Raw genomic sequence first — 18,879 nt, 5'->3', positions numbered from 1 at the left:
CATTATAATATGGAAGGAAGATTGAAACAATGACCGACAAACAGAAGAAAACATTATCGCGTATTCTTGTAACCTTTGTGATCTTCGCCGTCCTGTTTATTCTGGAACATACCGGAAGGCTGGAGAATGTCAATATGTGGATCCTTTTTATTATCTATCTGATCCCGTATCTGATCATCGGCTATGACATTATTCTGAAGGCAGCAAAGAATCTCTCCCATGGCCAGGTGTTTGATGAGAATTTTCTGATGATGGTAGCCACGATCGGTGCTTTCGGCGTACGGGAGTTTTCCGAAGCCGTAGCTGTGATGCTGTTCTATCAGGTGGGTGAACTCTTCCAGAGTTATGCCGTCGGAAAATCCCGTCAGTCCATTGCCGCCATGATGGACATCTGTCCGGAATATGCCAATATCGAATCGGAAGGAAAACTGGTCCAGGTCGATCCGGATGATGTAGAAGTAGGAACCATCATCGTGATCAAACCCGGTGAGCGGATCCCTCTGGACGGCGTGGTGGTGGAAGGAGAGTCCCTCATTGATACCGCGGCTCTTACCGGAGAATCGGTACCGAGAAAGGCAGCTGTGGGAGATGAGATCATCAGCGGCTGTGTCAATGGAAGTGGTACACTGAAGGTACGGACGACAAAGGAATTTGATGATTCCACGGTAGCCAAGATCCTGGAACTGGTGGAAAATGCAAGCTCTAAGAAAGCAAAAGTCGAGAACTTTATCACCAAATTTGCGAAATACTATACACCGGTCGTTACCATCGGTGCTGTGATCCTGGCAGTTCTTCCTCCGTTGATCCTTGGCGGAGGCTGGGGAGAGTGGATCCAGCGAGCCTGCATTTTCCTGGTAATTTCCTGCCCCTGTGCCCTTGTGATCTCCGTTCCGATGGGCTTCTTCGGAGGAATCGGAGCCGCATCCAAAGTCGGCGTTCTGGTAAAGGGCAGCAACTATCTGGAAGCTGTGGCTGAGATGACAACCATCGTTTTTGATAAGACTGGTACCCTGACTAGAGGAGAGTTCCGTGTGACGGAGATCCATCCGGAAAAAGGCACGGAAGCGGAGCTTCTGGAACTGGCTGCTCTGGGAGAGGGCTATTCCAACCACCCGATTGCAAATTCTATCCGGGAAGCTTATGGAAAAGAGCTGGATATGAACCGCGTGTCTGATGCGGAAGAAGTGGCCGGTCATGGCGTTTCTGTAGCTGTGGACGGAAAGAGAGTTCTTCTCGGTAACGGGAAACTCATGAAGCAGCAGAGTATTTCCTATACCTCCTGCAAGAGCCGCGGCACTGTAATCTATGTGGCTGTGGACGGCAGTTTTGCCGGCTCGATCGTGATCTCCGACCGGATCAAAGAGGGAGCAAAAGAAGCGATCGCCAGCATGAAGAAGCTTGGTGTAAAGCATTGCGTGATGCTTACCGGTGACCGGAAAGAGGCTGCGGAGCAGGTGGCAGAGGAGATCGGCATTGACGAAGTGCATGCAGAGCTTCTTCCAGGTGATAAAGTAGCAAAGGTGGAAGAACTCCTGAAAAAAGAAAGTGACAAAGAGCGCTTGGCTTTTGTCGGTGACGGTATCAACGATGCTCCGGTCCTTGGCCGTGCCGATATCGGTATCGCCATGGGAAGCATGGGTTCCGATGCAGCCATCGAGGCGGCAGATGTGGTTCTGATGGATGACGATATCACCAAGATTGCCTCCATCGTGAAGATTTCCAGAAAGACGCTCCGCATTGTCCGCCAGAATATCATCTTTGCACTGGCAGTCAAAGCTCTGGTACTGATCCTGGGAGCTTTTGGCATGGCAAATATGTGGGAAGCCGTTTTTGCAGACGTCGGAGTTTCTGTCATTGCAATTTTGAACTCCATGCGTGCACTGAAGATCGATAATTGAATAATTCTAAAGAGAAAAACGCCATCCGGCCGGGAAAAATCTCGTACCGGATGGCGTTTTTTTCTGTGAAAAGGGGTTTTTACTGAAGCCCAAGATATTCCCGAATTGCCGGAAGCTGTTTCTTTGCATCTTCGTATCCGAGGAAATACAGATTGCCAAGCTTCTCCATATCGCCTTCCAGCCGGCTGATATCCACAGGCCTGGAAGGAGCTATGACGTAAATCTTTTTCTCGGCGGCCAGCTCGATCATCTCACTGCACTGACGGTTATAACTGGCGTTGCTGTCATCCAGAACCCGGGCAAAGTTCGGATAGTCATGGTAAAGGCGGTCGGTAAGGGAATGGTCACTTCTTTCTTTTTTGCGGTAATCCATAGGACGGGTGCGGATGACCAGAACCTTTTGATATCCCTGGTCCAGAGGCCAGCGGAATGGCACTTTGTCGCTGCAGCCGCCATCCAGATAGGGAATGCCATTGATCATGACCATTTTTGAGACGTAGGGCATAGAGGCAGAGGCGCGGACAGCCTGAAAGATGGTTTTCCTGTCACTTTTTTCAAAATAACGGGGCCGGCCTGTGATACAGTCTGTTGCCACCACGACAAAACGGCTGTCCGGCCGGAAGAAACGTTCTTCATTCAGGGGGTCTTCTTTATTGACATTTTTTAGTATGAAATCAAAGCCAATGACACCGAGGTTTTTGCGGATAGCCTTAAGCCCCACATAGCGGCTGTCGTGGCGATAGGTCAGATTCAGACGGCCGGAACGGCCAATTTGTCCAGAAACGTAATTCATGCCATTGAGGGCTCCGGCGGAAACTCCTACCGTGCAGGAAAGATTGATCCCTGCTTCCATGAGAGCATCCAGAACTCCGCTGGTGTAAAGCCCGCGGAAAGCGCCGCCTTCCAGAACGATGCAGCCTTCGGTCAGCTGATCCGATGCCAGACCTTTCGGAAGACGAGACAGGCCGGAAAATACCTTTTTGTTTTTACTCATAGCAGTCACTCCTCATTTGTGCGTGTGTTGTTTTGTCAGACAGCCGGAGAACGCTTCTCCGGACAGTCCATATCATAACGCAGAAAAATTTCAAACTCAAGTATGTATTTTTTCAGACACGCTCTAGGATGTCCGCCCGCGTCAAATGTGCGGTACACCATGGAAGACTTTCCGGTTAAGAAAAAGATCAAAAAATAATCGACTGTCTTCACATGATAAGGTCTTCTTGAAAAAACCAAAAGTCATTTTTTGTCGAATTAACTAAGAAATGCCAGAAATTTTACCTGTTTTTAACATATGTGCCGAAAACAATTTTTGGCTATCATTTCGTTTGACAAATGGTAGTCAGATTGTTAAAATTCAGATAGTAATGTTATCCGATATAGGTCTGTGAAGAAGGTTCAGACGTTTCTACCGCACGCCGTTCAGTTGCGACTATTGGGTTCGATAGAAAGAACGCAGATGTCAAGGATTTGTACATCTGCATTTTTTTATTCCCATGTGCAGAAGAGGCGGGCCGTCTTGTCCGCAGGGGAGTATCAGGCAGCACCTGAAAATCTTTCAGCTGCCGTGATCCGGCATATTTCGGATATCATTCGTTTGCACTTACACAACAATACTATTGAGTGAAAGTAAAGGAGAAGAGCAATGAAAAAGAGTGTTAAGTGGGTTGCAGCAACCGCAGCAGTAATGCTTACTCTCAGCGCAACTGCAGGAATGACCAGCAGTGCGGATGAAGGAACAACTGTAAAGGCAGGTTTTATTTTCCTGCATGATGAGAACTCTACCTATGACTTGAACTTCATCAACGCCGCAAAGGAAGCCTGTGAGGAAATGGGAATCGAGTATGTGTTCAAGACCGGTATTCCGGAGGGTCAGGAAGCATATGATGCTGCCTGCGAGCTGGCAGATGCCGGCTGCAACTTCGTATTTGCAGATAGCTTCGGCCATGAGGATTATATCATTGAGGCCGCAAGAGAGTTTCCGGATGTACAGTTCTGTCACGCAACCGGAACCAAAGCACATACGGAAGGACTTGACAACTTCCACAATGCTTTCGCTTCTATTTATGAAGGACGTTATCTGGCTGGTATCACCGCCGGTATGAAACTCAACGAGATGATCGCAAACGGTGAGATCACCGAGGATCAGGCAAAGATGGGTTATGTCGGTGCTTATACCTACGCTGAGGTAATTTCCGGATATACTTCTTTCTTCCTGGGCGCTCGTTCTGTATGTCCCAGCGTTACCATGGAGGTTACCTTTACCGGTTCCTGGTACGATGAAACCGCTGAGAAAGAGGGAGCAAACAAACTGATCGATGACGGTTGTGTGCTGATCAGCCAGCATGCCGATTCCATGGGTGCTCCGACTGCCTGCGAGACTGCCGGTGTTCCCAACGTTTCCTACAACGGAAGCACCGAAAGTGCCTGCCCGAATACTTTCCTTGTTTCTTCCAGAATCAACTGGGCACCGTATTTCGAGTATGCAATGGGTTGCGTAGAGAGCGGCGATGCCATTGACGCAGACTGGACAGGAGATCTCAAGACCGGTTCTGTTGAGCTGACAAGCCTTGGAAAAGCGGTTGCAGAGGGAACCCAGGAAGCGATCGATGAGGCAGCTGCAAAACTGGAAGACGGTTCTCTGCATGTGTTTGACATTTCTACATTTACGGTAGATGGAAAGACACTGGATTCCTACATGGCAGACGTGGATACAGATGCTGATTATGAAGGAGACCATGAGGCAGTTTCTGACGGATATTTCCATGAGTCCGCAGAGGGCTACCGTTCAGCTCCTTATTTCGATGTTCAGATCGATGGTATTACCCTTCTGGATACACAGTTCTGATTCTGCAAAGACGGAACGGGGTGGTGCAGCGCTTTCGCAGCACCGCCCCTTTGTGCGTTATAATAGATAAGGAGGATATGAGCTTGAAGGGAAAAACAGCTGCGGTGACGATGAAAAATATCACCAAGAGATTTGGGTCTGTACTTGCCAGCGACAAAGTAAATCTTGAGATTTACAAAGGAGAGATCCTGGCTCTGCTGGGAGAGAACGGCAGCGGAAAAACGACCCTGATGAATATGCTTTCCGGAATTTATTTTCCGGATGAGGGACAGATTTTTATCAATGGAAAAGAAACGGTGATCCGCTCTCCGAAGGATGCATATGCCTGCGGGATCGGTATGGTGCATCAGCATTTTAAACTGATCGATGTACTGACAGCGGCAGAGAATATCGTTTTGGGTATGAAGGGTCGTCTGAATCTGAAAGAGGCTTCCGCAAAGATAAAAGAGATCTGTGACAAATACGGATTTGAAGTGGATCCGGATCAGAAGATCTACAATATGTCTGTTTCTCAGAAACAGACTGTGGAAATCATCAAGGTCCTTTACCGCGGAGCAGACATCCTGATCCTGGATGAGCCTACGGCAGTACTGACGCCACAGGAGACAGAGAAGCTTTTCAAAGTACTCCGGAACATGAGAGATGACGGAAAAGCGATCATCATCATCACCCATAAGATGCATGAGGTGGAAAGCCTTTCCGACCGTGTGGCCGTGCTGCGCCACGGCTGCTTTGAAGGTGATATTGCAACGAAGGACACCAATGCGGAGGATATGACTAACCGGATGGTGGGCCACAAGGTCACACTGAACATTGAACGTCCGGAACCGGTGAATCCGCAGCCGAGACTGGAAGTCAAAGGACTGACCGTAAAAACAGAAGACGGAATCGTAAAACTGAAGGATGTCTCCTTCACAGCCAGAAGCGGTGAGATCCTTGGTATCGCCGGTATTTCCGGCTGCGGACAGAAAGAGCTTCTGGAAGCCATTGCCGGTCTTCAGTCTACAGAGTCAGGAAGTATTACTTATATAGAAGAAAATGGAACCAGAGAAGAACTCATCGGCAGAGATCCCAGAGAGATCATGGATATGGGCGTGTCCCTTTCCTTTGTCCCGGAGGACCGTCTTGGTATGGGTCTGGTAGGAGATATGGACCTTACCGACAATATGATGCTCCGTTCTTTCCAGAAAGGTCATTCCGTATTTACGGACCGTAAGGCTCCGAAAGAGCTTGCACAGGCGGTAGTGGATGAGCTGGAGGTTGTAACGCCCGGTCTTTCCACTCCGGTCAGACGTCTTTCCGGCGGAAACGTGCAGAAGGTCCTGGTCGGACGTGAGATCGCTTCCAGTCCGACCGTGCTGATGACTGCCTATGCAGTCCGTGGACTGGATATCAACTCTTCTCATACGATCTACAATCTCATCAATGAGCAGAAGAAAAAAGGAACCGCCGTCATTTTCGTCGGCGAAGACCTGGATGTGCTTCTGGAGCTTTCCGACCGGATCCTGGTGCTCTGCGGAGGAGAGGTCAGCGGTATCGTAGATGGAAGGACAACGGATAAAAATACCGTGGGCATGATGATGACCCGCATAGGAGGTGCAGAAAATGAACAGTAAAGTCAAGGAACCTCTGTTTCATATTGTAAAAAGAGATGCCCTTCCCTGGCAGCGCGGCTTAAGGATCCGCCTTCTGGCAATTCTCGCAGCTCTTGTGGTCTGCGGCATCCTGACAACGGTTCTTACCGGCATCAACCCGGTACAGGTGTATGTGACCATTTTTATGGGAGCCTTCGGAACGGCCAGAAAGAGCTGGATCACGTTCCAGAATGTGGCGATTCTGCTTCTGATCTCACTGGCTCTGACGCCGGCTTTCCGGATGCGTTTCTGGAATATCGGCGGTGAAGGACAGGTGCTGATCGGTGGTCTTGCGGCTGCCGCCTGCATGATCTGTCTGGCCGGAAAGCTTCCCAATGCCCTGATCATCCTTCTGATGTTTGTCACCAGCCTGGCAGCTGGAGCTGTCTGGGGACTGATCCCTGCTTTCTTCAAGGCGAAATGGAATACCAATGAGACGCTTTCCACACTGATGATGAACTACATTGCGACTCAGCTGGTTGCCTTTTTTACCATTGTCTGGGAAATGCCCAAAGGCTCCGGTAAAATCGGTATCATCAACCAGAAGACGAATATCGGCTGGCTGCCGAACCTGTTCGGCTCCAAATATCTGCTGACGATTCTTATCGCAGTGGTTATGATGATCCTTCTTTATATCTATTTTGTATACAGCAAACATGGTTATGAGATCGCTGTCGTGGGAGAAAGTGAGAACACCGCCCGTTATGTGGGAATTAAAGTAGAAAAAGTCATCATGCGTACCATGGTGCTTTCCGGCGCGGTCTGTGGTATGGTAGGACTTCTTCTGGTAGGCGGAATCAACCATACAGTTACGACCACCATTGCAAACGGTCAGGGATTTACGGCTGTTATGGTTTCCTGGATGGCAAAATTTAATCCCTTTACCATGGCGTTTACCAGTTTTCTCATTGTATTTTTGAACAGAGGAGCCAGTGAGATTTCCACAACCTTCGGACTGAATCAGTCCTTTGCGGATATTCTGACAGGTATCATCCTGTTCTTTATCATCGGCTGTGAATTCTTCATTTCCTATAAGATCCACTTCCGGAAAAAATCAGAGAAAGGAGCTGAGAACTGATGATCAATCTTGTGGCATTTATTCCGAGAGCCGTTGTGCAGGGAATTCCGCTTCTGTTCGGAAGTACCGGTGAGATCATGACGGAGAAATCCGGTAACTTAAACCTTGGAATCCCCGGTGTCATGTACGTTGGAGCCATCAGCGGCGTTATGGGATCCTTCTTTTATGAGCAGTCCTTAAGCGATGCGTCTAAGATCAATGGTTTTCTGGCGATCCTGATCCCCCTGGTCTGCTGCCTTCTGGCTTCCCTTTGCATGGGGCTTCTCTATTGCTTCCTTACGGTTACCCTGCGGGCAAACCAGAACGTGACCGGTCTGGCCATGACGACCTTTGGTGTGGGATTCGGAAACTTCTTTGGAGGTTCTCTCATCAAGCTTTCCGGCAGTGATGTGCCCTCCATTGCGCTTTCAGCGACCAGCAGCTATTTCAGCAAGTCCCTTCCTTTTGCAGGAAAGCTTGGCTGGTTTGGAAAGATTTTCTTTTCTTATGGTTTTCTGGCCTATGCTGCCATTATCATTGCTCTGATCTGTGCATATGTGCTGAAGCATACCCGCGTGGGACTTCATTTAAGAGCCGTGGGAGAGAATCCCGGAACGGCAGATGCAGCTGGTATCAGTGTGACAAGGTATAAATATGTGGCTACCTGTGTGGGCTGTATGATCGCAGGTCTGGGCGGCCTTTATTATGTCATGGACTATGCCTGCGGTGTCTGGTCCAACGATGCCTTCGGTGACAGAGGCTGGCTGGCCATCGCGCTGGTTATTTTTACCATCTGGCGTCCGGTGGTTTCCATTTTTTCCTCCATCTTCTTTGGTGGTTTGTACATTCTCTACCTGTACATCCCGACAGGAATGGATCATATGGAATTTCAAGAGTTGTATAAAATGATTCCTTATGTGGTAACGCTGGTGGTTCTGGTACTCACCAGTATGAGAAACAAGCGGGAAAATCAGCCGCCCAGCTCTCTGGGACAGTCGTATTTCCGTGAGGAACGATAAAGATAAAAAGAGGAAAGCCCTCCGCTTATGAGCGGAGAGCTTTTTTCATAGATGCGACATATTCTTTGACATAGGGGACACAGTCTGTTCCGTATGTTGCGCAGAGCTTGACAATGGCGCTTCCGACGATGGCACCATCGGAAAGGTCTGCCATTTTTTTTGCCTGCTCCGGAGTGGAGATTCCGAAGCCTACGGCACAGGGGATCTCTTTGGCAGCTTTTACAAGCGTTACCATGGCTCCGATATCGGTAGTGATGCTGCTTCTGACTCCGGTCACACCAAGAGAGGAGACACAGTATACGAAACCGGAGGCGTCTTTTGCAATCCTGGAGATGCGGTCCTCGGAGGTGGGGGCAATGAGAGAAATGAGATCCAGACCATAGGCTTTTGCCACGGAATCAAATTCCTCCTTTTCTTCATAAGGAACATCCGGAAGGATCAGCCCATCCATACCGATTTCGCTGGCGGTCTTCATAAACCGTTCCGTACCATAGGAGAAAACCACATTGGCGTATGTCATGAAAACCAGAGGAATGTTGGATCTCTGTCGGATTTTCCGGACCATATCGAAGATCTTATCCGTGGTGACGCCGCCGGAGAGCGCCCGGATATTGGCTTCCTGGATGACAGGACCCTCAGCTGTAGGGTCTGAAAAAGGAATGCCCAGCTCGATCAGATCCGCCCCTGCTTCCTCCATGGCGTAAACGAGCTGTTCTGTGATCTCCAGTGACGGGTCTCCGCAGGTGATAAATGGAATAAAGGCTTTGCCGCCCTCAAATGCTTTTTTGATGTTACTCATGAAGATCCTCCCCTCTGTAACGTGCGATGGCTGCACAGTCTTTGTCTCCGCGGCCGGAGATGTTGATGACAATGATCTGGTCTTTTCTCATTGAAGGCGCCAGCTCCCGGGCATATGCCACGGCATGGGCACTCTCAATAGCAGGAATGATGCCTTCCAGCCTGGAAAGATACTCAAAAGCATCTACCGCCTGGTCATCGGTGATGGCATAGTATTCTGCTCTGCCGATGTCATGAAGGTGTGCGTGCTCCGGTCCGATGCCGGGGTAGTCAAGGCCGGCGGAAATAGAATAAACAGGAGCGATCTGTCCATACTCGTCCTGACAGAAATAGGATTTCATGCCATGGAAAATGCCGAGAGAGCCGGTGCCGATCGTGGCTGCCGTCTCTTTGGTATCGATGCCTCTTCCGGCAGCCTCGAGACCGATCAGACGGACCTCCGGATGGGGGATGAAGTGATAGAAAGCACCGATCGCATTGGAACCGCCGCCGACACAGGCCAGAACGGCATCCGGAAGCTTTCCTTCTTTTTCCAGGATCTGTTCTTTGATCTCCCTGGAAATGACAGACTGGAAATCACGGACGATCGTGGGGAAGGGATGGGGTCCCATGCAGGAACCCAGGACATAATGCGTGTCGGCGATCCGGCTGGTCCATTCTCTCATGGTTTCGGAAACGGCATCCTTCAGTGTGCCGGTTCCGGAGGAGACGGCGTGGACCTTGGCGCCCAGAAGGCGCATCCGATAAACGTTCAGTGCCTGCCTTTTGGTGTCCTCTTCCCCCATAAAGACCTCACATTCCATATCCATCAGGGCAGCAGCCGTGGCGGTGGCAACACCGTGCTGACCGGCTCCTGTCTCAGCGATGACACGGGTCTTTCCCATCCTTTTGGCAAGAAGGACCTGTCCCAGTACGTTGTTGATCTTGTGGGCTCCGGTGTGATTCAGGTCCTCACGCTTGAGGTAAATTTTGGCTCCGCCCAGATCCTCGGTCATACGCTTTGCATAATAAAGACGGGAGGGTCTTCCGGCGTACTCGTTTAAGAGCGTCGTGAGTTCCCGGTTAAAATCCGGGTCATCTTTGTAGTGGTTGTAGGCTTCTTCCAGTTCAATGACTGCATTCATGAGGGTTTCCGGGATGTACTGCCCGCCATGAATGCCGAAACGTCCATTGCTCATATGTTTATCTCCTGACTGCAGCGACTGCTGCGATTATTTTTTCTTTGTCTTTATATCCATCCGTTTCCACACCGCTGCTCAGATCGAGGGCATAGGGCTGAAAACGGCTGATGGCTTCTGTTATGTTATCCGGTCTTAAGCCTCCTGCCAGAAAAAAAGGTCTGTCAAAAGAGGTAAAAAGTGACCAGTCAAAGGCTGCTCCTGTACCACCGGATCCGTTGTCCAGAAGGACGAAGTCTGCGGGGCTTTTCTTGGCTTTTTCCAGATCCGTAGCAGAATGGATGGAGAATGCCCGGATCACAGGAAGAGAAACCTGTTTTTTCAGTTCCGTAAGGTAGCTTTGGGATTCCTGCCCATGGAGCTGTACGGCTTTCAGCGTGCCGTCCTTCACCAGAGAAAGAATGGTTTCCATGGGAGCGTTTACGAAGACGCCCACGGGAAGAATTTCCGGGGAAAGGGAAGCGGTAAGCTCCCGGACTTTTTCGGGGGAAACGTTCCGCCTGCTCTTTGGCACGTCGATGATGAAACCAGCAAAATCCGGGCTGGCCTCATTGACGAAAAGGATGTCTTCCGGTCTTCGAAGGCCACAGATCTTGATCTTTGTCCTTGTCATGAAACGCGGTACACTCCTTTCAGGCTGTCCAGCATGGCTTTTTTATCCGCTGCACGCATGAGCGTTTCCCCGATGAGAACCGCATCCGTTCCGTTTCTTTCCAGCTTTTCGATATCTTCACGGGTCTTGATCCCGCTTTCTGACACGAAAAGACAGTCCTTCGGAGCCAGTGAACGAAGTTTCAGGCTGTTGTCTACGTCCACCTGGAAATTTTTGAGATTCCGGTTGTTGACGCCGATGATCCGGGCTCCTGCCTTGACGGCCCGGGAAATCTCTTCTTCTGAATGTGCTTCCACCAGGGCAGAAAGCTTCAGCTCGTCAGCCAGCTGGCGGTAGGCAAGAAGCTTTTCATCATCCAGAATGGAACAGATGAGAAGTACGGCGGAGGCACCATAGGCTGCGGCCTGGTAGATCATATACTCATCTATGGTGAAATCCTTTCGTAAGACGGGAATGGAAACACTGGCTGAGATCTCCTGCAGGTAGGCGTCTCTTCCGAGAAAATAGAAGGGCTCCGTAAGGCAGGAGATGGCATCGGCCCCGGCGGCTTCATAGCTTCTGGCGATATCCAGATAAGGAAAGTCCTCGGCGATGATCCCTTTGGAGGGAGAAGCCTTTTTTACCTCGCAGATAAAAGAAACACCAGGCTTTTTCAACGCCTTTTCAAAGAGAAAATCCGGAGCTCCGAAGCGTCTTTTTTCAGCAGCGGAACGGACGGTGGAAAGAGGGATCGCTTCCTTTTCCTTCCGGATCCGTTCGATGGTTTTCGCAGCGATCTCCTCCAGGATATTCATCGGTTGCTCTCCTTTACAAATTCTTCCAGCTTCTTCAGGGCAGCGCCCTCATCGATGAGCTGTTCCGCCTGACGGACACCGTCTTCCATGGTTTCGGTCTTGCCTGTGATATAAAAGGCAGCTCCGGCATTGAGGCAGACAGCCTGGCGTTTTGGCCCTTTTTCCGCACCGGTTAGAATGGAACGGGTAATGGCTGCATTTTCTTCCGGTGTGCCGCCGGTGAGGTCATCCTTCGTGCAGCGCTTGTAGCCAAACTGTTCCGGAGTGATCTCATAAGACTGGAAGCAGCCGTCCCGGATCTCGCAGACAGAGGTGGGAGCACTCATGGAGATCTCATCCAGCCTGTCCTGGCCGAAGACGACCATGCCGCGTTTGACACCGAGCTTTGCCATTACCTGAGCCAGAGGCTCCACCAGTTCCTCATCATAGACGCCCATAAGCTCCATGTTGGCACCGGCCGGGTTGGAGAGAGGGCCAAGGATATTGAAGATCGTACGGATGCCGAGTTCCTTTCTGACCGGACCTACATATTTCATGGCAAAATGGTATTTCTGGGCGAAAAGGAAGCAGATATTGATATCGGTAAGAAGCTGTTTGCTCTGTTCCGGGGTAATGTCGATCTTGACACCCAGAGCTTCCAGAACGTCAGCGGCTCCTGATCTGGAGGAAGCCGCCCGGTTGCCGTGTTTGGCAACGGGAACGCCGCCGGAGGCAATGACAAGGGCGGAGGTGGTGGAGATATTGAAAGAATTGGAACCATCGCCGCCCGTACCTACGATCTCCAGCACGTCCATATTGTGGAGAAGCTTTTCTCCGTGGGCTCTCATGGCGGCTGCGGAAGCAGTGATCTCGTCGATGGTCTCACCCTTCATGGAAAGAGCCGTGAGATAAGCGGCTTTCTGTACGTCGCTGGCTGTATTTTCCATGATCTCATTCATGACCTGTTCTGCCTCTTCATAGGTCAGATCCTGTCTTTTGGAAAGTTTGATGATTGCTTCTTTGATCATATTGATCCATCCTTTCTAAGGTATCAGATCCAGAAAACCTCTGATAGCCTTTGTACATTTATGTAAAAGCTGTTGGGGTCAAAAGGTCTTTTTCTCCCAACGGATGTCTTGGTGTCTGCGAATTGCTCTCCTGCGAAGCAGCTCCCGCAATTTTTGTCCTGGGCGGTTATGTATTCTATTTACGCTGAGGCTGTGTAAATGCATCTGCCGCCTCAAGGAAGTTTTTCAGAATGAGCTTCCCGTCCGGTGTCATGACCGATTCCGGATGGAACTGGACGCCGTAAACAGGATAAAGGCTGTGTTCCACGGCCATGACCTCTCCGTCATCGGTGATGGCAGTGACTTTCAGCTCCGGCGGAAGCGTATCAGCGCTGGCCGAAAGAGAGTGGTATCGGGCTGCCTGAAACCGTTCTGGAAGTCCTTTGAAAAGGAGGCTGTCCGGGGATTTTCTGACCTGGGAGCTCTTTCCGTGCATGAGCTCTTTTGCATAGCCTACGGTGCCGCCGAAGACTTCACAGATGGCCTGATGACCCAGGCAGACACCGAAGATCGGGATCTCGCCTTTCAGCTCCCGGATGGCTTCCTCACAGATGCCCGCATCTTTCGGTCTTCCGGGACCGGGAGAGAGGATCAGCGCCTTTGGCTTCAGGGTACGGATCTCATTGATGGTGATCTTGTCGTTCCGTACCACCCGGATCTTAGGATCGATGCTTCCGATGAGCTGGTAAAGGTTATAGGAAAAACTGTCGTAATTATCAATCAGTAAGATCATCGAAGGCCTCCTTCTGCTGTCTGAAGTGCAGCTACCACAGCCCGGGCTTTGTTGGAACACTCGGTAAATTCATTCTCAGGAATGCTGTCGGCCACGATGCCGGCGCCGGACTGGACGACCACGCGGCCATTTTTCTTATAGGCGAGACGGATGGCGATACAGGTATCGAGGTTTCCGCCGAAATCCAGATATCCGATGGCTCCGCCGTAAATGCCTCGTTTCTGCCCCTCCAGTTCCCGGATGATCTCGCAGGCACGGATTTTCGGCGCACCGGAGAGGGTCCCGGCAGGAAGAATGGCGTCCACGGCGTCCACGGCGTCCTTGTCCGGGCGGATCGTGCCGCGGACGGTTGAACCGATGTGCATGACGTGAGAGTACCGGAGAACGGACATATAATCCTCCACCACCACGGAGCCGATCCGGCTGATCCTGCCAAGGTCGTTTCTTCCGAGATCCACCAGCATGTTGTGCTCGGCCAGCTCTTTTTCATCCTTCAAAAGCTCGGTTTCAAGGTCCTGGTCTTCCTCCTCACTTTTTCCTCTGGGACGGGTACCCGCCAGGGGGAAGGTGTGAAGCGTACCGTCGTTCAGGTTTGCCAGCGTCTCCGGGGAAGCACCTGCCACCTCGATATCGTCACTGGAAAAATAGAACATATAGGGGGATGGATTGGTGGTCCGGAGCACCCGGTAGGTATCGAAGAGGCTTCCCTCTGCCGGAGCACTCATCGGATCGGAGAGTACCACCTGGAAAATATCGCCTTCGTGGATGTAATGCTTTGCCTTTTCCACCATCTGGCAGTAGGTTTCTTTGGAATAGCGGAAGGCCAGGGGGCTTTTCATTTTCAAAGGCCGGATCACAGCCTTCGCGCCGCTCTTTAAAAGAACTTCCATCTCATCCAGTTCTTTTTCTGCCTTTTTATAGGAATCCTCCAGTTCAGCGGTGCTGACGCCTGTGATGAGACAGAGCTTCTGGCGGTAATGGTCAAAGGCGATGACTTTGTCAAAAAGCATCAGATCTACATCCCGGAAATCCGAATTTCCCTCCTCCGGAAAACGGAGTGTCGGCTCGGCGTATTTGAGATAATCATAGGAGAAATATCCCACCAGACCGCCGGTAAAGGGCGGGAGCCCCTTGATTTTGGGACTTTTATATTCGGAGAGGATCTTTCGGATCGTGTCGCCGGGATGATCGGTCGTGAAGGTCTCAGCCGTCTGTTCCTCTTCCTCGGCGCCTCTTCGGATCGTCATCTGTCCGTTCATGCAGGTCAGCTCCATCGTAGGAGCATAGCCCAGGAAAGAGTAGCGGCCCCATTTCTGGTCGTTCTCCGCACTTTCCAGGAGATAGCAATGGCGGCTGGCCGCCTTGAGCGTCCGCATGACCTCAATGGGAGTAAAGGCATCGCTGTAGATCTCCCTGCAGACGGGGATCCGCCGGCAGTCCGTTGTCTCTGTTATTTTTTTCATTTCTTCCAGTGTGGGAAACATGACTTTTTCCTCCTTTTTCTGTCTGAAAATTTGTGCTGTATCGGAGGCTGTCGGGATCTGAGTATAAAAAAACGCCCCTGACAGAAAATCCGATTCTGTCAAGGACGGGTGTTTGTTTTCTCCACTCGCGGTGCCACCTTGATTTATGATCGCCTTCGACCATACCCTTTGTGAGATACCAGCATATCTCTGGTAACTGACGTATACCTTCACGTCATGGAATACTTGGCATCTGCCGTTCCCCATGCCCTCGGCGGTCCATTTAACAGTCTGCATCTCGATCCGGCTCTCACCTCCCCGGACTCTCTGGGCGCGCATAACAGTTTTTATCTCCGCTTCAACGGTTTAAAGTGCTAATCAACTGATTTGATTTGTCCAAATTCTATACCTGTAAATCGGATTTGTCAAGCATGTTTTCAAAAAAACAGAGATTGTATTTTCTGTATTTTTCTATTGACTGGAAGATAAGAACGTGGTATGATTCAGAAAGTGTTGCTGGTGTGGACGAATGTTTTCTCTGCACGGGCACAAAATAAGAATACAGACGAAGAAGCTTTTAGGAAATGTGCACAGCTGCACAGCCGAAGGAGTAACACTCTCAGGCGTTCTTTCAGGAGAACAGAGACTAAAAGCGGAGTGGTCTCTGGAGAATCTCAGAAAATGAGTGCCGAAGGTGCAATGCACAGTTTGCTGTGCAGAATCTCTCAGGCAAAAGGACAGAGTCAGAAGAAGTACGAAAGACAGGTTCGTGCGGCTTCTATTTTTTCAGGACCATGCTCCCCCGACGGGAGGATGGTTTTTTTCATGGGAAGAGCGGGGAACGTCTGGCAGAAAAGGAGACATAAAATCATGATGGATGCAGTCAACAATGTCATTGTCCAGATCAGTGATGTGGTCTGGAACTACCTGTTACTTTTTTTACTGGTGGGTACGGGGATCTTTTTTACGATCCGTACACGCTTCGTTCAGGTCCGGCGTTTTAAGAAGGCCTGGCTTCGTGTTTTCGGCGGTTTCTCTCTGAAAGGAAAGAAAGCAGGAAAAAATGGCATGAGCTCTTTCCAGGCTCTGGCGACGGCGATCGCAGCCCAGGTGGGAACCGGAAATATCGCAGGCTGTGCGACCGCACTGGTATCCGGAGGTCCCGGAGCGATCTTCTGGATGTGGATCGCAGCATTCTTCGGAATGGCGACGATCTATGGAGAAGCTGTTCTCGCCCAGAAATCCAAAAAAAGAGATGAGAATGGCGAAGTAGTGGGTGGACCTGTCTATTATATCACACATGTGTTTAAAGGCGGCTTTGGCCGTTTTCTGGCTGTTTTCTTTGCAGTGGCAGTCATTCTTGCTCTTGGCTTCATGGGAAATATGGTGCAGTCCAACTCGATCAGCGATGCCTTCTATACGGCTTTTGCAATCCCCAGATGGGCGATGGGATTGGTAGTGGCTTTGCTGGCAGCCTTCATTTTCCTTGGCGGTATTTCCCGTATCGCTTCCTTTACAGAAAAAGTGGTTCCGGTCATGGCAGCTCTCTATCTTTGCGGAGCACTGATCGTACTGATCATGAATATCGGCAATCTTCCTTCCGCAGTTGCCTCCATTTTTGTGGGAGCGTTCTGTCCCAGGGCACTGGCAGGTTCCGCAGCCGGCATGACGGTCCGTATGGCTATGCGTTATGGTGTGGCACGCGGTCTCTTTTCCAATGAGGCAGGAATGGGTTCCACTCCGCATGCCCATGCCATTGCTGATGTAAAAGACCCCGAGGAACAGGGTGAAGTGGCAATGATCGGTGTTTTCATCGATACCTTTGTGGTACTTACCATGACCGCTCTTGTGATTCTTTCTTCCGGTGTCCTGGATGAGATGATCCTTTCCAACACCACCGGTACACCTGTGGCTCAGGCAGCTTTTGCGACTGGCCTTCACAGCTTCGGTCCGAAATTTGTGGCTGTCTGCCTCCTGTTTTTCGCCTTCTCCACGATCATCGGCTGGTACTTCTTCGCACGCCAGAACGTAAAATACCTCTGGGGTTCCAAGGCTGTGATTCCTTTCTCACTGATTGTGGTAGTCTTTGTTTTCCTGGGATCTCTCCTGAAGGTGGATCTGGTATGGAATCTTTCCGACCTCTTCAATGGCCTGATGGTCATCCCGAACCTCATCGCCCTGCTGGCATTGAGTGGCGTGGTGGCAAAAGCAGCTACAGAGTTTGGTAAAAAATAAGAGTAACTGTTCAGGATGGTAAAGCGGACATTCGCAATCCGCTTCGCTACTTGCTCATGAACGCAGTCGCTTCGCGATCTGTCAGTGGGAGCTTTCAACTCCCACTGACATAAGCATCCCCCCTCACCCGCCGCTTAGTACTCCGCGCACTTGAAGCGGGGGAATGCTTATCTGCGTTCAAAACAACAGGCCACAGTTCTGCGCGCTGCGTCGGTCAGTGCAAAACGATTCCCACTGGGGCTCAGCACCGTTCCGTCCATTCCGAAATGAAAAATTCATCCTGTTGCAAACAAGTTTGCATAGTTTGATTTTTCATTTCGCTGATGTTCTGAACTGTTACAAATAAGATATGAAAACGCCCCGGGTCCAGTGATGGATCCGGGGCAAAATTTTGTCTGCCGATTCTTTCATTTCTTGTGGTCATGTGGCAGCAAAATTGACCGAAATCAGCCTTTTATCTATTTTAGGTCAATTTATATTCCCCTGAGCGTTGACTGCAATTGCATTTTCCGCATTTTAAGTCATCTATGACTTCCAAAAACTATGACCGCAATCGCTGTTTTCTAATTTTAGGTCATATATCCCCTTCGAAAACTATGACTGAAATCGCTGTTTTCTGATTTTAAGTCATATATTCTCCCCGAAAACTATGACCGCAATCGCTGTTTTCTGATTTTAAGTCAAACATCCCCTCCAAAAACTATGACTGAAATCGCTGTTTTCTGATTTTAGGTCATACATTCTCCCCGAAAACTATGACTGAAATCGCTGTTTTCCGATTTTAAGTCAAACATCCCCTTCGAAAACTATGACTGAAATCGCTGTTTTCCGATTTTGAGTCAACGATGCTTCTTTAAAGCATTGCCCATACTCATTCTTTCTTTAAAATTAGTACAGTGAAAATTAAGTTTCTGCTACATTGGCGATGGATGATTTTTTATATGCAAGGCGGAGAAATGATGTGTAGTGGTGGCTACGTCAATTGACGACAACGCAACAGATGAAAAATCAGACAAGTCAGAAATAACCAGACCATTGACTTGTCTGCAAATCCGATTGCACAAGTTGAACGCAGATAAGCATTCCCCCGCTTCAAGTGCGTGGAGCACTAAGCGGCGAGTGAGGGGGAATGCTTCTGTCAGTGGGAGTTGAAAGCTCCCACTGACAGATCGCGAAGCGGCTGCGTTCATGAGCAAGTAGCGAAGCGGATTGCGAATGTCCGCTTTACAAAGCCTCAGCGCATTTGTTGCGCCTGTGTTTTCTCAACTGCACACTCGAATCCGCAGGACAAATCAACTCAACTCCATTATACCAAAGGAAACAGGCTTATGCTTTTTTATTGGCTGAAATATTGAATTTTCAACGTTCCAGTCCTGGCTGCGATTTTTATTTTTGCAGCCAGGTTCAACACACCGTATCGGTGTGGGAAGTTTTAGTTGAAAAATAAAAACATCTTGACAGAATCTATTCACTGTTGTATAGTTTAAACGTATGCGATATGAGTTTCTGACAGAGTATCCATGTAAATATTTTCTCTGACCACCCATTTGGGTTAAGGCCATACGG

14 protein-coding genes and 2 riboswitches are annotated in these 18,879 nt (G+C 49.9%); of the genes, 6 read left to right on the top strand and 8 right to left on the bottom strand.

Going from position 1 to position 18,879, the window contains the following annotated elements:
- Nucleotides 1-29: 29 nt before the first annotated feature.
- Complete coding sequence (locus DXA57_RS06010; protein WP_117765616.1) at nt 30-1,898, top strand: heavy metal translocating P-type ATPase; 1,869 nt, start codon at nt 30-32, stop codon at nt 1,896-1,898.
- A gap of 79 nt (nt 1,899-1,977) precedes the next feature.
- Here the strand turns inward: DXA57_RS06010 and DXA57_RS06005 are convergent, their stop codons facing one another.
- Nucleotides 1,978-2,892, bottom strand: coding sequence for a patatin-like phospholipase family protein (locus DXA57_RS06005; RefSeq protein WP_117765614.1), 915 nt, complete (start codon nt 2,890-2,892; stop codon nt 1,978-1,980).
- A 358-nt stretch (nt 2,893-3,250) separates the two neighbouring features.
- Nucleotides 3,251-3,350, top strand: a riboswitch (purine riboswitch).
- A gap of 190 nt (nt 3,351-3,540) precedes the next feature.
- On the opposite strand from DXA57_RS06005, the gene DXA57_RS06000 reads away from it, so the two are divergent.
- The 4 genes from DXA57_RS06000 (at nt 3,541) to DXA57_RS05985 (ending at nt 8,453) form a co-directional block, all read left to right on the top strand.
- Nucleotides 3,541-4,743: a BMP family ABC transporter substrate-binding protein gene (locus DXA57_RS06000; RefSeq protein WP_117765612.1), complete on the top strand. Its 1,203-nt coding sequence runs from the start codon at nt 3,541-3,543 to the stop codon at nt 4,741-4,743.
- Between the two features lie 77 nt (nt 4,744-4,820).
- A complete protein-coding gene (locus DXA57_RS05995) occupies nt 4,821-6,359 on the top strand; it encodes an ABC transporter ATP-binding protein (protein ID WP_117765610.1) in 1,539 nt (512 codons plus the stop codon).
- Nucleotides 6,349-7,455, top strand: a complete 1,107-nt coding sequence (locus DXA57_RS05990; RefSeq protein WP_117765608.1) for an ABC transporter permease — start codon at nt 6,349-6,351, stop codon at nt 7,453-7,455. The genes DXA57_RS05995 and DXA57_RS05990 overlap by 11 nt, the downstream gene beginning before the upstream one ends.
- Nucleotides 7,455-8,453, top strand: a complete 999-nt coding sequence (locus DXA57_RS05985) for an ABC transporter permease (RefSeq protein WP_117765606.1) — start codon at nt 7,455-7,457, stop codon at nt 8,451-8,453. Before DXA57_RS05990 ends, DXA57_RS05985 begins: the two co-directional genes overlap by 1 nt.
- 25 nt (nt 8,454-8,478) lie before the next feature.
- On the opposite strand, the gene trpA is transcribed toward DXA57_RS05985, so the two are convergent.
- The 7 genes from trpA to trpE form a co-directional block, all read right to left on the bottom strand.
- A complete protein-coding gene (gene trpA, locus DXA57_RS05980) occupies nt 8,479-9,252 on the bottom strand; it encodes a tryptophan synthase subunit alpha (RefSeq protein WP_199612684.1) in 774 nt (257 codons plus the stop codon).
- On the bottom strand, nt 9,245-10,429 hold the full coding sequence (trpB, locus tag DXA57_RS05975) for a tryptophan synthase subunit beta (RefSeq protein ID WP_117765604.1): 1,185 nt from the start codon (nt 10,427-10,429) through the stop codon (nt 9,245-9,247). Before trpB ends, trpA begins: the two co-directional genes overlap by 8 nt.
- Before the next feature lie 4 nt (nt 10,430-10,433).
- On the bottom strand, nt 10,434-11,042 hold the full coding sequence (locus tag DXA57_RS05970; RefSeq protein ID WP_117765602.1) for a phosphoribosylanthranilate isomerase: 609 nt from the start codon (nt 11,040-11,042) through the stop codon (nt 10,434-10,436).
- Complete coding sequence (trpC, locus tag DXA57_RS05965) at nt 11,039-11,836, bottom strand: indole-3-glycerol phosphate synthase TrpC (protein WP_117765600.1); 798 nt, start codon at nt 11,834-11,836, stop codon at nt 11,039-11,041. Before trpC ends, DXA57_RS05970 begins: the two co-directional genes overlap by 4 nt.
- Nucleotides 11,833-12,843: an anthranilate phosphoribosyltransferase gene (gene trpD / locus DXA57_RS05960; RefSeq protein WP_117765598.1), complete on the bottom strand. Its 1,011-nt coding sequence runs from the start codon at nt 12,841-12,843 to the stop codon at nt 11,833-11,835. Before trpD ends, trpC begins: the two co-directional genes overlap by 4 nt.
- 175 nt (nt 12,844-13,018) lie before the next feature.
- Entirely contained in the window at nt 13,019-13,615 is a 597-nt protein-coding gene (locus tag DXA57_RS05955; protein WP_117765596.1) for an anthranilate synthase component II, read from the bottom strand.
- The gene (gene trpE, locus DXA57_RS05950) at nt 13,612-15,099 is read right to left on the bottom strand and encodes an anthranilate synthase component I (protein ID WP_117765967.1); all 1,488 of its coding nucleotides are present in this window, start codon (nt 15,097-15,099) and stop codon (nt 13,612-13,614) included. Before trpE ends, DXA57_RS05955 begins: the two co-directional genes overlap by 4 nt.
- Nucleotides 15,100-15,732: 633 nt before the next feature.
- Nucleotides 15,733-15,829: riboswitch (glycine riboswitch) on the top strand.
- A gap of 122 nt (nt 15,830-15,951) precedes the next feature.
- Between trpE and DXA57_RS05945 the strand changes: the two genes are divergently transcribed.
- Nucleotides 15,952-17,313, top strand: a complete 1,362-nt coding sequence (locus DXA57_RS05945; RefSeq protein ID WP_117765965.1) for an alanine/glycine:cation symporter family protein — start codon at nt 15,952-15,954, stop codon at nt 17,311-17,313.
- The last annotated feature ends 1,566 nt before the right edge of the window (nt 17,314-18,879 follow it).

Source organism: Blautia sp. OF03-15BH, from assembly GCF_003463065.1.
GTDB lineage: Bacteria > Bacillota > Clostridia > Lachnospirales > Lachnospiraceae > Limivivens.
This window is presented reverse-complemented; position numbering and strand designations above follow the sequence as displayed.

Excerpts from the sequence above, each read along its gene's own strand:
- DXA57_RS06010 (WP_117765616.1), top strand. The coding sequence starts at position 30 with ATGACCGACAAACAGAAGAAAACATTATCGCGTATTCTTGTAACCTTT.
- DXA57_RS06005 (WP_117765614.1), bottom strand. The coding sequence starts at position 2,892 with ATGAGTAAAAACAAAAAGGTATTTTCCGGCCTGTCTCGTCTTCCGAAA.
- DXA57_RS06000 (WP_117765612.1), top strand. The coding sequence starts at position 3,541 with ATGAAAAAGAGTGTTAAGTGGGTTGCAGCAACCGCAGCAGTAATGCTT.
- DXA57_RS05995 (WP_117765610.1), top strand. The coding sequence starts at position 4,821 with ATGAGCTTGAAGGGAAAAACAGCTGCGGTGACGATGAAAAATATCACC.
- DXA57_RS05990 (WP_117765608.1), top strand. The coding sequence starts at position 6,349 with ATGAACAGTAAAGTCAAGGAACCTCTGTTTCATATTGTAAAAAGAGAT.
- DXA57_RS05985 (WP_117765606.1), top strand. The coding sequence starts at position 7,455 with ATGATCAATCTTGTGGCATTTATTCCGAGAGCCGTTGTGCAGGGAATT.
- trpA (WP_199612684.1), bottom strand. The coding sequence starts at position 9,252 with ATGAGTAACATCAAAAAAGCATTTGAGGGCGGCAAAGCCTTTATTCCA.
- trpB (WP_117765604.1), bottom strand. The coding sequence starts at position 10,429 with ATGAGCAATGGACGTTTCGGCATTCATGGCGGGCAGTACATCCCGGAA.
- DXA57_RS05970 (WP_117765602.1), bottom strand. The coding sequence starts at position 11,042 with ATGACAAGGACAAAGATCAAGATCTGTGGCCTTCGAAGACCGGAAGAC.
- trpC (WP_117765600.1), bottom strand. The coding sequence starts at position 11,836 with ATGAATATCCTGGAGGAGATCGCTGCGAAAACCATCGAACGGATCCGG.
- trpD (WP_117765598.1), bottom strand. The coding sequence starts at position 12,843 with ATGATCAAAGAAGCAATCATCAAACTTTCCAAAAGACAGGATCTGACC.
- DXA57_RS05955 (WP_117765596.1), bottom strand. The coding sequence starts at position 13,615 with ATGATCTTACTGATTGATAATTACGACAGTTTTTCCTATAACCTTTAC.
- trpE (WP_117765967.1), bottom strand. The coding sequence starts at position 15,099 with ATGTTTCCCACACTGGAAGAAATGAAAAAAATAACAGAGACAACGGAC.
- DXA57_RS05945 (WP_117765965.1), top strand. The coding sequence starts at position 15,952 with ATGGATGCAGTCAACAATGTCATTGTCCAGATCAGTGATGTGGTCTGG.